This is a genomic window from Pseudomonas sp. SWRI77 (assembly GCF_014269105.1).
Lineage (GTDB): Bacteria > Pseudomonadota > Gammaproteobacteria > Pseudomonadales > Pseudomonadaceae > Aquipseudomonas > Aquipseudomonas capeferrum.
Genome location: NZ_JABWRV010000001.1, coordinates 110,975 through 125,510, shown reverse-complemented (window position 1 = coordinate 125,510; position 14,536 = coordinate 110,975). Strand labels below are relative to the sequence as shown.

General features: G+C 61.1%; 13 protein-coding genes. 11 read left to right on the top strand and 2 right to left on the bottom strand.

All coding sequences use genetic code 11. The features are described from left to right. Positions 1 to 74: 74 nt before the first annotated feature. The 10 genes from HU766_RS00565 (at position 75) to HU766_RS00520 (ending at position 8,844) form a co-directional block, all read left to right on the top strand. Positions 75 to 578 (top strand): DotD/TraH family lipoprotein, encoded by a 504-nt coding sequence (locus tag HU766_RS00565; protein ID WP_238338538.1) that lies wholly within the window; start codon positions 75 to 77, stop codon positions 576 to 578. A 14-nt stretch (positions 579 to 592) separates the two neighbouring features. After that, on the top strand, positions 593 to 1,540 hold the full coding sequence (locus HU766_RS00560) for a type IV secretory system conjugative DNA transfer family protein (protein WP_227696468.1): 948 nt from the start codon (positions 593 to 595) through the stop codon (positions 1,538 to 1,540). Further along, the gene (locus HU766_RS00555; RefSeq protein WP_095063833.1) at positions 1,537 to 2,736 is read left to right on the top strand and encodes an ATPase, T2SS/T4P/T4SS family; all 1,200 of its coding nucleotides are present in this window, start codon (positions 1,537 to 1,539) and stop codon (positions 2,734 to 2,736) included. Before HU766_RS00560 ends, HU766_RS00555 begins: the two co-directional genes overlap by 4 nt. 48 nt (positions 2,737 to 2,784) lie before the next feature. Next, the gene (locus tag HU766_RS00550; protein ID WP_095063832.1) at positions 2,785 to 3,057 is read left to right on the top strand and encodes a hypothetical protein; all 273 of its coding nucleotides are present in this window, start codon (positions 2,785 to 2,787) and stop codon (positions 3,055 to 3,057) included. A gap of 79 nt (positions 3,058 to 3,136) precedes the next feature. Continuing rightward, complete coding sequence (locus HU766_RS00545) at positions 3,137 to 4,456, top strand: type IV secretion protein (RefSeq protein ID WP_186652626.1); 1,320 nt, start codon at positions 3,137 to 3,139, stop codon at positions 4,454 to 4,456. Between the two features lie 134 nt (positions 4,457 to 4,590). After that, positions 4,591 to 5,559: a hypothetical protein gene (locus HU766_RS00540; protein ID WP_186652625.1), complete on the top strand. Its 969-nt coding sequence runs from the start codon at positions 4,591 to 4,593 to the stop codon at positions 5,557 to 5,559. 12 nt (positions 5,560 to 5,571) lie between these two features. Beyond that, positions 5,572 to 6,363: a hypothetical protein gene (locus HU766_RS00535; RefSeq protein ID WP_186652624.1), complete on the top strand. Its 792-nt coding sequence runs from the start codon at positions 5,572 to 5,574 to the stop codon at positions 6,361 to 6,363. Positions 6,364 to 6,537: 174 nt separating this feature from the next. Beyond that, positions 6,538 to 7,380, top strand: a complete 843-nt coding sequence (locus HU766_RS00530; RefSeq protein WP_095063828.1) for a hypothetical protein — start codon at positions 6,538 to 6,540, stop codon at positions 7,378 to 7,380. Further along, entirely contained in the window at positions 7,380 to 7,958 is a 579-nt protein-coding gene (locus HU766_RS00525) for a hypothetical protein (protein ID WP_238338537.1), read from the top strand. The genes HU766_RS00530 and HU766_RS00525 overlap by 1 nt, the downstream gene beginning before the upstream one ends. 37 nt (positions 7,959 to 7,995) lie before the next feature. Further along, on the top strand, positions 7,996 to 8,844 hold the full coding sequence (locus HU766_RS00520; protein WP_186652623.1) for a hypothetical protein: 849 nt from the start codon (positions 7,996 to 7,998) through the stop codon (positions 8,842 to 8,844). Positions 8,845 to 8,977: 133 nt separating this feature from the next. Here HU766_RS00520 and HU766_RS00515 read toward each other — a convergent pair whose 3' ends face one another. Beyond that, complete coding sequence (locus HU766_RS00515) at positions 8,978 to 9,331, bottom strand: hypothetical protein (protein ID WP_095063826.1); 354 nt, start codon at positions 9,329 to 9,331, stop codon at positions 8,978 to 8,980. A gap of 11 nt (positions 9,332 to 9,342) precedes the next feature. Beyond that, a complete protein-coding gene (locus tag HU766_RS00510; protein ID WP_095063825.1) occupies positions 9,343 to 9,939 on the bottom strand; it encodes a hypothetical protein in 597 nt (198 codons plus the stop codon). Positions 9,940 to 10,860: 921 nt separating this feature from the next. Between HU766_RS00510 and HU766_RS00505 the strand changes: the two genes are divergently transcribed. Then, positions 10,861 to 14,448 (top strand): DotA/TraY family protein, encoded by a 3,588-nt coding sequence (locus tag HU766_RS00505; RefSeq protein WP_238338536.1) that lies wholly within the window; start codon positions 10,861 to 10,863, stop codon positions 14,446 to 14,448. Positions 14,449 to 14,536 lie beyond the last annotated feature (88 nt).

Below are 14,536 nucleotides of genomic sequence, written 5' to 3'. Positions count from 1 at the left end.
CACCGCCAGTGCCCGAAGCGCTTGAGCGTAGGGCACGCCGGGTCGATCAGAATGACAACTTCAGGAGTTTTTACATGAAAGGAATGCTCATGGGTGCACGCGGCGGCTGCAAGGCTGGGGGCATGCTGCTTGCGCTGTTTGTGCTGGGTGGGTGCGCAAGCTCTGCCAAACCGACCACCGATGACACCGAGGCCTTTGCCAGCCGCATCATCGCGGACAAGGTGGCCGTGGCGGTCAACTCGCAGCACAACTATGTTTCGTCGCTGACGGCCGACCGCGTCAAAGCGGCCTCCAGGCAGGCTGCGGTCGACACCGACCAGGTGGATATCGACTTCATCGGCAAGCCCCAGGAGCTGTTGCAGACGTTCGCCAGCCGCTATGGCTATGCCTATGTCGAAAGCGGCAAGCGCGTGGACCTCAAGCCGATCAACATCTGGGTGCGTAAAGCCACGCCCATTAACGTGCTCAAGGATGTGGGCGTGCAGATCGACACCGGCGCCGATGTGGTACTCGACAAGAGCACCAACACGCTGCGCCTGATCTACAAGCCTGTACCGCTGGCTTTGGGGAGGGGCTGAACATGGCGATGGACATGCCCCCGATGACCCTCGAAGACGCTGAGCGCCTTTACGACAAGCCGGCTTATGTTCAGCAGCAGGGTGACGCCGGTGATGCCAGGTCGGCCGTGGAAGCCATGCGTGACGAGAAGAACCAGGCCTCGGCGGCCCGCGGCGAGGCCATTCTCGATGCGGCATTGCAGGTGGGGGTAAAGGCTGGCCTGGCGTGGCAGCTGACCAACATCAACAAGGCACTGAAGGAGCGCGAGCGTGAGTTCGATACGGTCTACGACTTCAGCAACCTGATGATCCAGGACCGTGTGGTGCCGCCGGTGATCACCGAGGCGCGCGATCTGTACAACCAGGACGGTGACTACACGCTTCGCCTTTCGGGCGCGTCCTACAAGATCGAGTCGCAGGCACGCTTTTCGTCGGTCCCGCCAAGCTGGCGCGAGTACCTGAGCTTCCCGCTGCCCGCCATGGACCGCACGTCCCTGGTGTCGGCGCTGATGCCACGCTCGGACGAAGAAGAACGCGTGTGGAAACTGGCCGTCCGTGACGGTTGGAAGCAAGGCGTCGAGCAGGCCAACCTGATGCTGACCTATGGTTTCGACCGGATGAACCGCGACATCGATGGCATGCGCCGTTTCAGCACGTTCGCCCGCCACGGCCAGATCACGATGCCGATCATTTCCGGTGCCGCGATCCCTGTCACCAAAGAGGGGCAGACCATGGCGGTGGACGAGACCCTGCTGCGCATCACCGCGTTGCCGCAGTTCAACGACAACATGAATGTATGGCGCAGTTCGATTGCAACGTCGACCGCAGCCGACCCTGTGCGCAGGCCGCCGGCACCGCGTGCACCCAGCCCGGCGCCGGCGCCTGGTGTTTCCAGCCAGCCCGGTGCGGCCAAGGCATTTGCCGTGCCCGGTGGTGGTGAGCTGCGCACCCAGCCTTCGGGCAGTGAAGGCGGGCCGCAATGAAGCAGGACTTTCACGATGACGTGATGATGCTGGAACCCGGTGCGATGATCGAGCGCCTGGAACGGCTGACCAGTTATGAAGACCCCTTTCGCTTCGACCGTGCCGAGCAGTTCAAGGCGATGATGCTGGAAACGCTGAGCCATGGCGTCAGCGACATCTTCATTCAGCCCGCATTGCCGGTCGTGGTGAAGAAGTACGGCCGTCTGTATGCGGTCACCCGCCGTGCGCTGGATGTCGGGGAGGTCAACGAGCTGCTCAAGATGGCCGCCAACCGCGACACAGCCACCACCGATATCGTGTCCGGTACTGCGGTCAACGAGCGCTACGAGTTGTTCGACCCGCAGCGCAAGGATGCCCGCGGTGCTCGGCTGCGGTATGCCTACCGGGTTAACGCCTCGCCCATTGCCTGCCATGGCGATACGTCCTGCCAGATCGTCATCCGGGCGATCCCCGACGACCCACCGCGAATTCAGGACGTAGGCCTGAGCGAAGACATCGTGAGGATGGCCACGCCGCGTGACGGCATCGTGTATATCGCGGGGGCGACCGGTCATGGCAAGACCACCACCTTTGCCGCCATCAACCGCTTCATTCTTGAAAATGACACGCCGATCAAGGGCAACCTGATCAGCCACGAAGAGCCCATCGAATTTACGTACGAAAAGATTCAGAGCAAGCATTCGATTTTCGTGCAGTCGCAGATCCCTACGCACTTCAAAGACTTCTACAGGGCCAACCGCGAGGCCATGCGGCGTGCGCCCGGCCTGTGTGTGATCGGTGAATTGCGTGACCAGGAAACCATTCGGGCGGCGGTCGAGCTGTCGCTGACAGGCCACCCGGTGTTCGGCACGGTTCACGCCAAGGATGTCGCGGCGATCATGCGCAGGATGATCTCCCGCTTCCCCGAACAGGAGCGGGCGACCGCGATTTACGACCTGGTCGATACCAGCCGGTTCATGATGGCGCAGAAGCTCGTGCCCACGGTGGATGGCAAGCGTACGGCGGCCCGTTCCTGGCTGCGGTTCACCGAGCAGGTACGCGACACCTTGATGGACTTGACCGACATGGGCCGTGTGACCCAGCGGGTCGCCGAATTCGTGCGTGAGGAAGGGCATACCTTTGCTGCTGAAGCAGATCGCCTGCTGGCAGCAGGTTTGATCAGCGAGTCGACCGCCCGCGATCTGCGGCACGGTTGAGCGGGAAGCGCCCTGTAATGGCATTGCAAACGAGATTTTGGAGGGGTTATGGCAAAGGGACGGTACCACTGGAGCAGAAGCGCGCCACCGGCACGCTTTTTCGTCATCAACGCAAGCGCCGCCTTGCCTTGGTTGATGTTGCTGCTGGTGCCAGCGTTGTGGAAGTTTCTGCTGCCGTTGGCGCTGTGCATGACGTTCGGCCTGGTCTACATCGAAGTCGTGAAAAAAATGACCGTGCGCGCGGTGTTTCGCCAGGCCGGGGTTTTCCTGGTAGGGCGGGTGCGCACCACGCACAACATTCTCAAAGAGCTGGTCAGGTAGAAAGTACGCTGCACAGGGCCGGCACATGGCGTGGCGGCGTTGCGGGTGTGAAGGCATTTTTGGCCCAGGGAGGCGTTGAATGAAACAGCAAGGCGGTGGGCAAAGAAGCTTTACCTGGGATGACCCCGCCGTGCTCATCGGCATCATTCTGGTGCTGTACCTGGGGGGCTGGGGCGCGTGGTCTTTCGCCCATGACAAGATTGCGACTGTCTATGTCTACATCCGTTACGTGGAGCTCTGGCTGTTGAGCGTTGCGGGCGAATTCGCGGCGCTTCCGGGTATTGCTTCGATCAACCAATGGGTCGGGCGGATGTGTGCGCCGGACGGTATTGTCGGCGCCTGCCAGCGCGATTTTTCGACGGTGGCATGGAGTGAAATCACCTCGTCTTCCCTGGTGGTGAACGGGTTCCTGCTTGTGGTGATGGTGGTGCTGTCGGTGCGCATGTTCATCCGCATCAACAAGACCCACCCCAAACTCAAATTCACCAAGACGCACAACATCAAGAGTTATGTGCAAGAGAGCAAGGCGCAGTACCCGCACCTGCGTATGTTCGCGGAACTCGACCTGATTGCTCAGCCGCTTGATCATCCGGTATTCGGCATGTCGCAGACATCCCGCCAGTTTGCCTATGAGCACCTGCTGATCAGCGGGTGGGCAGAGCAGGCGGACCGCAGCTGGGCGCCGACCCTGGATCGTGAAAAAGCCACCGAGGTGATGCGTCGTCAGTTGGGCCAGCACTGGACCCGGGTGGGTAACCTGACCCCTGCCGAAACCCTGCTGGTGGCCATCGCGCTCCCTCGTGTGGTTGCCACGGATGCTGCCCTGGACGACGCCGCCTTCAAGGCGGCCATGGCCGACAGTGATTACATGATTGCCTGGTGCTGGGACCAGTTCAAAGCGCCTTCGGGCAAGGGCAGCAAGGGGCAGGGCGCGCCCGACCCTTATGCGTGGTTGAAACCTGAAGTGCCACTGGAAGTGCCGCGGGCGATCATTCAGAAGTACATCAAGCACCCTAACGCAAGCGCGATCCTGCACGCCCATGCGTTTGTCAGAACCATCATTTTCGCCATGTTCTTCCAGGCCCGGCGCCTGGGGGTATTGCCACCGGCGGAGATGCGCTGGTTGCGTTTCTTTGATCGGGACATGTGGTACGCCCTGCAGACCATCGGGCGCCAGGCGGGCTTCCCGGAGGCGCCGGGGATCCTGTCGCACTTTCTTTACGAGTGCAAAGCGGGTATGTCGCTGGCAGAGCCTCAGCTCGACAAGGCGGTTAACGGCCTTGAGCAAGCCATGTCGGCGTACAAGTACCTGGATGCCGACAAGAAGCGCTACGAGGCAGTGCAACAAGAGAAGCATGCTGCGGCCCAGGCGGCAGCACTTGCTGAGGGTGCGCCCTGACGCTGCGGCCTTGAGCGTATCGGTACCACTAAAGGGCCCTCTTTAAAGATGGCCCTTTTTTGTTTTTTTGGTGCCAAGTTCTACTTTTTTGTTAGAATACGGTCGTATTGGATTATTAATAAGGACATCGAGCCATGAAAGGTATGATTGCAAGACCTGTAGCCGTGTTGGCGGCGCTTGCGGCGGGGGTTTCAGCCGCCCATGCCGACCCTGCTCAAACGGCAGACCTCTCTTCCTTCATCACCGCTCAAGGTGCCGTTGCGGCAAACCCTGCGCAACAGCCACTCGATGACCTGACTGCGCAGCGGGTATCGCGCTACGGCCGCATCGTCAACGCCCGCCCTGTCGGCCTGGGCGGCTTGACTGCCTGGACCGTGGAAAAGAACGGCCACCAAGTGGTGCTGTTCAGCACGCCGGATTCCTCGGTGCTGTTCACCGGGGTGGCCTGGAATGCTGAAACAGGCGCGAACATATCCGACGCCTTCCTGCCGGGTGTGGCCCAGCTGAACAACACTCGCCCGGCAAGCCAGCCCGTAGCCGCTGCACCGGCCGCGCCGCAGATGTCGCCGGTTGAAGCCACGAACGTGCGGGAAGCTGCAGCCATGGACGGTAAATACCAGGGCGCGGTACCTGAGTCGATGAAGACGGTTGACTCGCTGGCGGGCGTCAAGGAAGGCGATGGCAGTATCGGCGATACCGTCTACATCATCATTGACCCACGCTGCCCGTATTGTCGCGAGGCGTACAACTTAACAAGGGCTTACGCGGCAAAGGGCCACACCATCAAGTGGATCCCGTCGGCTGCGCTGGGCAACCCGGCAGATGGCGTGCCGCTTGCTGCCACGATCCTGCAGGCCAAGGACCAGCGCACGCTTGAGCGGGTGCTCGGCAAGCACGAACAGATTCGCTCCGAGCCTTCGCCGGAGACGGTGGAGCAGCTGAGCACCAACCTGGCGTTTCTGTACGCAGCATTCGAAAACAACGGCAAGGAGCAAGCGGGTGTCCCGGCTGCCTTCTTCGTCGACCACCGCACAGGGAAGCCAAGGATGATGACGGGCCTTTCGCAGGCCGTCGTGCTTGAAGACATCTTTGGAAAACTTTAAGGAGCAAAGTACATGAAAGCCAAAGCCCCGAACTTCGAATTCGACCCCAGCATCCGCCTCTTCGGCTCGGCCGAGCACTTGTTGGTGGTGTTCGACAGCCAGAGCCCACATGACGCGCTGCGGGCTACCCGCACCGTGCGCATCCCCAAGGCGTTCAAGCAGCTGTCCCTGGTGGTGGCAGGGCTGGACGCCGCTGAAGACGATGGGCACCGGCGCATGCTGACGGGAAGTGTCAGCCTGGCGATCCAGGATGATGCCGACGTGTTGTCGAGCTACGAGCTGGCTGCCCTGCAGTTGGTGTTCCATGCCGAGGCGGATCGCAAGGGCGCGCTCACCCACATCGACCCGGCACTGGTTGCCTATCAGGTGCGCCAGGCGCTTTCGGAATGTTTGAACGAGGCCCTGAACGACTACTTCCAGCGTGAAGAAGCGCAAAAGGTTAGCGTGCAGCCGGAGACCTTGCAGCCGGCTGTGGCGAGTGCGCAGTACCACGCTGCAGCGCCCCAGCCGTCACGCAAGGCGCTGCGCGAGCAGGCCGCCAGCGACGCAGAGCGCCAGGCCCGGTCACGCCGGCGCAAGGCGGTATTGGCGTGGGTCGTGCCGCCGGTTCTGGTCATTGCCGTATTGTCGACTCTGTCACATCTTGCTTCCAGTCAGTCGCCGATTGAAAATGCTGTCGCGCAGCAGATGGCGAACGATCCCGAGTCGATCAAGGCGCAGGTCGAGCTGACCAAGCAGACGCTGCAGTCCATGGGGCTTGACCCAGGGCAGGGCGGAGACCTCGGATGCCTGGCACCGCAATGATCTCAATTGCTCCCATCTTCGCTGCTAGGCAGGTGCCGAAGGAGGATCTTTTCCAGGATTGGAGATAAGCAGGCGATGCTCGTGAAGCCTTCGTCTGCTGTTCTGCTTGAGCGGGGTTCTGCGCCCGCCAGCACTTGAAGACTATTTTGGATTGGAGAACCTTTAGGTACGTATATGCGACCAGCGAATGAAGTAAAAGACGGGGCTAAATTATTATCCCTTGCCCAAGGCCTGAGGTCGCTGCTGGTCCCCTCGCCGGATGTACTGGCAGATACCGTCAAAGAGTTGCACCCCTTGGTCAACTTGTCTGACAAGGTGCTGCCGTTGAAGTCGTATTTCAACATGGTCCAGGACATTCAGCGGACCAAGCATACCCACGCCGCCATGCGCGCCGCGGGTGAGGCGCTGAGCCGCGAAGCCATTCAGCAAGGCGTCTCGCGCAAGCTCTGCACCGAAGACATTTTCATGGTGGCGTGTTCTTTCCTGGAAGTGGAAATCGCCAAACAAGGCTCGGTGTACTACCTGAGCGGCGAGTCGCCCGACTTTAAAGAAACGAAGAAGAACCGAAACCCGCTCGATCTGTCCGATGAAGTCGTGCTGAAGAACCTTTCGAGCGGGTTGGCCCGCCCCGACACCGATCGCGGTGCAGTAGAGCGTGGGCAGATCGACAGTGGCTTCAACCACCTGGTGCGGTTGAACCAGTTGCATAACCTGATGCTGGAAAGTGTGCGGTTGATGAAGGCGGATGAGCGGCTGACCAAGGTCGATATCCGCAAGAAGTTCAACATCTCGCACACGGATTACGAGCGCATGATGTCGATGGCGCGCCGGTCGGGGCTTATTTCCTTCCGCAATCGGAAAAAGGACCCGTCAAACTCTTACACCTTGCGCAATGACAACCATGAGCGCGTTTCCGAACATGCGAAAAACTTCGGCCACACGCCGCAGAAGATGTTGAACAAGATCCTTGATGACTTCTTCGGCATGCTGGAAAAACGCAAAAAGCACGAGGACTGATGCAGATGGGTATCCAGGGCCAAAAGGATGTGGGGCCGGCAATCAGCGCAGAAGAGCGGGCACGGGTAACGCGGGCTGCCAGGCAAGTGGTGGCCTACGCCAACTTTCTGCGTTGGACGGCGAACTTCAAGCGGGACGAAGTGCTGCGTCATCCCCGGCATGAGCGCGTGATGTTGCTTTCGCCCATGCAAAGTGGGCGTTTCAGTTATGCGCTGGAGGGCGACACCCTGTATGTGGGTGTTCAGCCATTCGAGGCGGCCTGGGCTGCTCACATGCCTTTCCAGGCCGCTTACGTCTCCGATCGCCTGTACCTGTCGGTCGAAGGCGTCAGCTTCATGGATGCCCGCATGCCGCCCTTGTCGCTCGGCATTTTTGTTGATGAGAGCAGCAAGCGTGCGCTCATGGCGCGCGCCAAGTTCGTTCGGTTCGTGCATGTGAATGTGCGTGACGGCTACGTGATCGATGTCGGTGAGCCTTGTGGCGAGCCTGTCGAGATGCGCCCAGGTGATGTGGTGCAGCAACTGCAGCAGACCCAGCAGGCGAAAGTTCAGCAGCAAGACATGGGGCGATTCTTCTGATCGCGCTCAAGCAGAATTCACAAGTAAGGATACGAGCATGACCAAGTGCACACTCATCCTGCCTATTCTGGCCGCTGTGGCCATGGCGGGCTGTGTAACCACCGAGAAGATGCCGGACGGGACTACCAAGATTCGCTTTTCCGATGAGGCCGCCAATTCCCTGGCCTCGTTGATGCCTACTGGCGTCGTGACCGGGATCGCAGGTGGCGCGGGCAGTGGTGGGCTGGATCTCAACTACAGCCTGAGCCCCCTCAACAGTGGCGAGTACCTGTACCTGAACGGGCAATACGACTTCGAATGTGCCGCAGCCATGCTGTACAGCGCGAAGTCGGGCCAGCCCATGGATGCAAAAATCAGCAAAACCTGCCGCGACGGCTATTTCTTGCGCCAGGAGCAACTGCGCATGGCGGGCAAACCGTACGACAGGGGCGTGCCTGCCTATGACCCTGCCAACCCGTCCAATGCCTACTGGGAAAGAGTGGCCGGCCGAACCGTCAGCCAGCTAGCGCCGATCAACCAGTTCAAGGTCCGTTTTGCCGGGTATCCGCGCGTTGATCGCAACGGCAACATCTCCATTCGCGTGAGCTTCATGGGTGCTGCCGATGGGCAGTATGCAGACTTGGTCACCACGCCCGAGCGCACGCCGGTGGTGCTGGACGATGCTGGCTTCGCGCAGGGCATGCGCAAGCGAGTGGCAGAGCTCAACACCCAGATTGGTGAGTTGATTGCCTGTGAGGCGGTGCTTGGGTACAGCAAGGCCGTCGATAAAGGCCCTCGGCCTTCGAACATTTCAGCTGGCGACTATTCGCGTTATGAAGTGCGCTTCACGGTGGCATCGATGGGCTGCAAGGACCACTCCCGGCAGTTCTCGGCGGCTGCACGCTAGCGCTGCCAGTGGGCTTGCTGCGCAGTTGATCGCCGGCAAGCCCAGTCCCGCAGTGTGGAGGTGGTTGCCCATCATCTTCCATGCTGCGGGGTACTTGCCTGCGTTTGCTGCGCCACTCAGGTGCCGAGGGCGGTCATGGCGCCATGTTCCATGTATCGTCAGCCGCCACCGCTGCCTCATTGATGCCGGGGCCGTGCCTGTCTGCGGCGTTCAGCCATTCCTGGCTGAGGTCCGCCTGTTGAGCGGCACGCTCGTGCGCAAACTCGCGCAGCAGAATGGCGTCCTCGATCGAGGTGACGACCTGCGCAGTCGCGCCGCCATACTCGCTGAGCAGCGTTCGGGTCGCTTCGGGTGGGAGCTGGTTGATGGCGCTGCGCAGCTCTCGGCCGTAATCGGCCAGAACAGGCTGCTTGTCAATGACGATCTCCGCCGCTTGAGAGGGGAATACGGAGGCTGTGAAGCTCTGGAAATCCTGTGCGCTCGGCATGGCGTGCGTCCTTACATGCTGTAGTCGTCGAGGCCCTCGCTGCGTGACAGCGATGGATTGGCGTAACGGGCAAATGTCTTGTCCAGGTCGGCGGCCAGGTACGCCTGTTCACTGTCGCGCAGCGCGCGCTTCATGAAGTCGCCGTCGCCCGCTACCGCAACCACCTGATCGCGCAGATTGCTCAGCAGCCCTTCACGGTCGGCCCGTGAGCCGGGCGTGTTGTCGATCGCTTCGAGTACATGCAGCAGCGATTGGCGAAGTTCGGTTTCGGCGGCGCCTTTTTCGGCTTGTGGGGCCGCGTCGAAGGCCACGGTGCTGATCACGGCGCGGTGGATGGCTGTGAATGCGCTGATTTCGGCTGCCCGGCTCTGCATGACCCGATCGGAGTTCAGGGTGTGAGGCGGCGTATTGCGCAGCCAGGCCGATTCCTGGTCAGCCAGCGTGTCGATGGTTTGCCGGATTTTCTGGCCGTCGGGGCCTTCGCGCAGTGCGGCTTGCGCTACGTTCTCAAAACTAATTGCCGGGTTGCCCGAGGCCTCGATGGCTTTCTGGCGCATTAACCCGGCGCCGATCACGAATCGGCTGGCATCACGTATTGATAGCTGCATCTATGTCCGTCGTTTTTCACAGGGCTTGAACGTGCCCGAATCAGTCGGCATCCAGCAACGTCAGCTTCCCTGCGCGGCTCACCGTACGCCAGTCGCATCGGCTGATGCGAAGCGTCGATTGCGGCTTTGCGACGTGCTGTGGGTGCTCCCTCGCAGACCTGGGTGCGTCTGCCATGAGTGACCATAGCATTTTTACTGTTTTATTTCTTGTGAGCGAGTCGAGTCAAACGCTTTTTTCAGTGTTTTATAGTATCCCCCACCATGGCCGGATGTGCCGAGGCGGGTTGAGCGCGAAAAAAACCGCCCATTTTCAAGCTAGGCGCTGAAACCCCAGTGATACGGGCGTTTTCGCCTGTTGTTGCGTTTGCGTGCCTGGTGGGGCTGCGTAAGAGCAATCTACTTTTTTAGCGGTTTTGCAGCCATGTGAAAGCCTAATTGAAGATGAAATTTCGCCATTTCATGGATCATTCGAGAACGGGTCGAGTATGCGAATGGAGGTCGATTTAACCACAGGGGCAGTATGTGCATTTCAAGCAGTATTCATGATTTTTCATGGATTTAAGCTTGTTTATAGCCTGTTTTGATAGGTTTTACTGTGGTGAGCTGGCAAGCTTGGGTGGCTTGTGAGATCGCCGATTTTCAGCAGCGCACGCGTTCTGAAATCGTTTTGTTAGTTTTCTTTCGTAACATTTTTTTGATAATTCTGTGATGTCTGGTTTAAGATTGCCCGACCTTAGCTATCCGCAGGATTACGGCTCACAGGGTGGAACCATGGCTCAAGCTAGAACGCATGCCCGTCTAGGCCTTCGCTTACGCGGCTGCACGACAGCTCATCTCAAGGACGACGGAGCACTCCAAGGGGAATTCGTCGCGAACGATTCAGATAATCCGTCCGCAATTCGATTCAGGTAGGTATTCACAATGGCTCAGATGCCGTTCTCTCCGTGCAGCGATCCAAGCGCCTGCACCGACCAATCGGTCAAGATGCTAGGCCGGATATTCGGCCCGGTCATCGATGCATTGGTCAAAGGCACCGACCCCAATACGGTTGAGGCAAGCGCGAATATCCTTGCGACGATGTTCGGCTTCTTCAACAGCGGGATCCTGATCATCGGCTCGCTGATCGTCTCGTACGTAGCGGTGATGGGCGTGACCAACACCGCCAACGACGGTGAGGCGATGGGCAAGAGCTGGTCCTCGTTGTGGACGCCGGTACGGATCGTGGCAGGTGGCGCCGTGTTGCTGCCGACAACCAGTGGCTTTTCTTTCATTCAGCTCATCGTGCTGATGTTCGCCTTGTGGGGCGTTGGTTTTGCCAACGGCACCTATAAAGCGGGCATGGCCATGGGGGTTCTGTCCCCAAACGGTGTTGTCGAAGGGGTGAACTCCCCCGGCAACTTCTATGGGCTGCGCGATTTTGCCCGCGGCTACCTGGCGGGGTCTTACTGCGCGACGGCGGCCAACTCGATCTATGCCGACAACACCGCCTCAGGTGCACTCCCTGAAGTTGGCGCGAAAAAGAACAGGACCGAAGACAAATTCACCATTGTGGATGGCCGCAAGGAATGGGTTTTCGACCTGAAAGACCGCAACAAGGTTACCAACCTGGCGGGCGGCTCCGCGTTTTGCGGCTCTGTGAAAGTGGCCGAATACCAGGCGCAGACGAAGACGGACGCCACTGCCCAAGCCTTGGAGCAGATGCGCGTGCAGGTTCAGGGCATCAAGCGTGCAGCAGCCATCAACATGATGAAAGAGCTGGATGACTGGGTGCGGCAGTGGCCAGCCACCATCAATGATACGGGCTGGGATCAAGTCGACTCTGGCCAGTTCAACGTCATTGTGAACAAGTGGGAGCAGAAGGTGGCGACCGATATCGTCGCCCAGGTCACCAACCAGGCGTCGGGTGTCAACGGGGGCCTCGACGACTTCCTGAAGACGCTTACCAATGATGGCTGGGCGGCAGCCGGGGGGTGGTTCCAGCGTGTAGGCATGGTCCGCGGGCAAATTGCAGGCGTGCTTGCCGAGCCGGTGGGTGCGGTCAGTGCGCCCTCCCTGGGTGCACTGCCTGGCGATGCCCGGTTCTTTTTGCTGGCCAACAGCGTGACAACGGTCACTGAGGCAATCGACAAAAAGGCAGAAGAGAAAACCAGCTACAAATCTTCGACCTCGGCCAAGCCCGAAGACATCGCGAGCCTGATCCCCAAGGACCCCGGCAGCGATATCAGTGTCAGCACCTTGCGCGCCGACATGGATGCGAAGATGTCGTCGTTCGTCAACGGCGTGATGCTGAACGTGGTGGAGATCGCCACGGGGGCGGGCAGCAATGGGCAGACGCCGCTCTGCGGAACGGCGGGGCAGATGGGTGGCTCGCTCAACCGCATGAAGTGCGTGGGTGATTACCTGGTCGTAGCTCGGGCCGGCATTCTGGTGGCCGATGTCGCCATCAAAAGTGCGGGAACAGCGGTGAGGGTGCTTGCGGGTACGCTTTCGTCGGTCAAAGGCTTGGGCAACGGGTTGGACCTGGACAAGGTCGTGACCCCGCTGTGGGACTGGGTGATGGAAGTGCCGGTCAAGCAACTGGCGTTGATGGCCAGCTACATCGAGCCGCTGGCGTTCTATTTTGCTGTGTTCCTCCCCAGCTTGCCCTACACGCTGTTCATGATCGTTTTTGTTGGCTGGTTGCTCGCTGTGTTGCAGTCGATCATTGCGGCGCCGCTCTGGGCTGTGATGCACATGACGCCGGACCGTACTTTCGTGGGCTCGCAGACGCAAGGCTACCTGCTGTTGCTGTCGCTGTTCGCTCGCCCGGCGCTGGCCGTGCTTGGATTGTTCGCGGCGGTGTTGGTGTCCGACCCGGTGATCGACTACATAGCCCAGGGCTTTTTCGCCATGCGCGGTGCGGTGGTGACCTCCTCGGGCAATGTGGGCATCATTTCGGAGTTTCTGACCTTCGCGTGGTGGTTCATGGTGTTCGGGCTGACGTTGTTGCCCGTGTTGTACATGATCTTCGGCTTGCCCCAGACCCTGCCTGACCAGGTGCTCAGCTGGATCGGCGGGGGCCTCGGCAGCATGGGTGAGACCAGTGCGGTGGCAGATATGCGAGGCGGCATGAGCCGGGTTGGCTCGAGCGTTCAGGGCAGTGGTACCGGCATGCGCCTGGGTGGCGGCACCCAGGGCAGGCTGCCACCGCCTGATGGCGGTTCGCCCAATGATCCCAAGGGGGGGGGGCCTCGCGGCGGCGGTTCAGGCGGCGGCACGCCACTGCTCAGTGCAAACGGCCAAGGCGCAGGTGGGGCGGCATCGCGGGAGTCGGATGCGACCGGCGACAGTGCGCCGAGTGACAGCCGCACGAACGGCCAGCGAGTCAGTGATGCAGCTGGTGTTGCCCTTGGCCGGGCAGTTGCGGGGGGGGCCGCTTCGACAGGCAGGGCCATGCGCAGTGCCGGCAGTGCTGCGCTGTCTGCCGGCCGTGCGGGCGTGGAATCGTTCCGCGGCTCGGAAGCAGGCTCTATTGGTGGGCGCATGCGTGATGGGGTGAAGGCGGGCGCGTTGACGGCCGGTGCCGGTCTGGCGTCTGCTGCGAGCGCCGCCGGGGCCGATTACAAGCAAGCGTTTTCGACCGCTGGTGCGGAAGGCAAGGCGGCGTATCACGAAGGTGCTGACGCACGTATCCAGGCGTTCAAGGAATCGCTATCGGCCGGGGCAGCACCTGTCGGAGGGGGGGGCGATCAGGAATCAGCCGCCTCATCTGCCGGCGGTGCGGATGACTCCGGGCTCAGCGACCATCAGTTCAGCAGCGCGACCCTTGCTGCCGGGGCGTCCTCGGCCAGTAACGAAGGTGGGCAAGCGGCAGCTGCCGACGGCTCCGGCCTGAATGCGCAGGATGGCGGTGCGGGCCAGTCGGCGGGTCGCTCGGCAGCGTCTGCCGGGCAGCCTTATGCGTCCAGCGGCGCTGCACCGGGCGGTGCGGCGACCGGCGCAAGTGGCGGCGATCAACAACCGGCTGCATCATCCGCCGGGCGGGCAGGCGACGCTGGGGTCAAGGACCATCAGTTCAGCGGCGCGACGCTTGCTGCTGGGGCATCCTCGGCCAGTAACGAGGGCGGGCGCGGGGCCGTTGCCGGCGGAGCCAGCAGCAACGCGCAGGCTGGTGCTGCTGGCCAGTCGGCGGGTCGCTCCACGGCGTCTGCCGGGCAGCCTTATGCCGCCAGCGGCGCTGCACCAGGTGGTGCGGCGTCCGTCGCGGATGGCGGTGCTCAGCAGCCGGCTGCAGCCTCCGCTGGGCGGGCAGGCGACGCTGGGGCCAAGGACCATCAGTTCAGCGGCGCGACGCTTGCTGCCGGGGCATCCTCGGCGAGTCACCAAGGCGGGCAAGCGACAGCTACCGAACGCTCCGCCGGCACTGCGCAGGAGGGTGCCGATGGCCAGTGGACCGGTCGCGGCACATCGCGTGCCGGTGAGCCTTATGCTACCGGCCGCTCCAATGTCGGCCACGAAGAAGATCGATAAGCAGGCAGGCCGCCTTGCTCCGAGCGGGTGGCCATTTGCCCACGGATAGCCGGCAGGCGGGGAATTATTCCCGCCCTTGGCTGTCTTG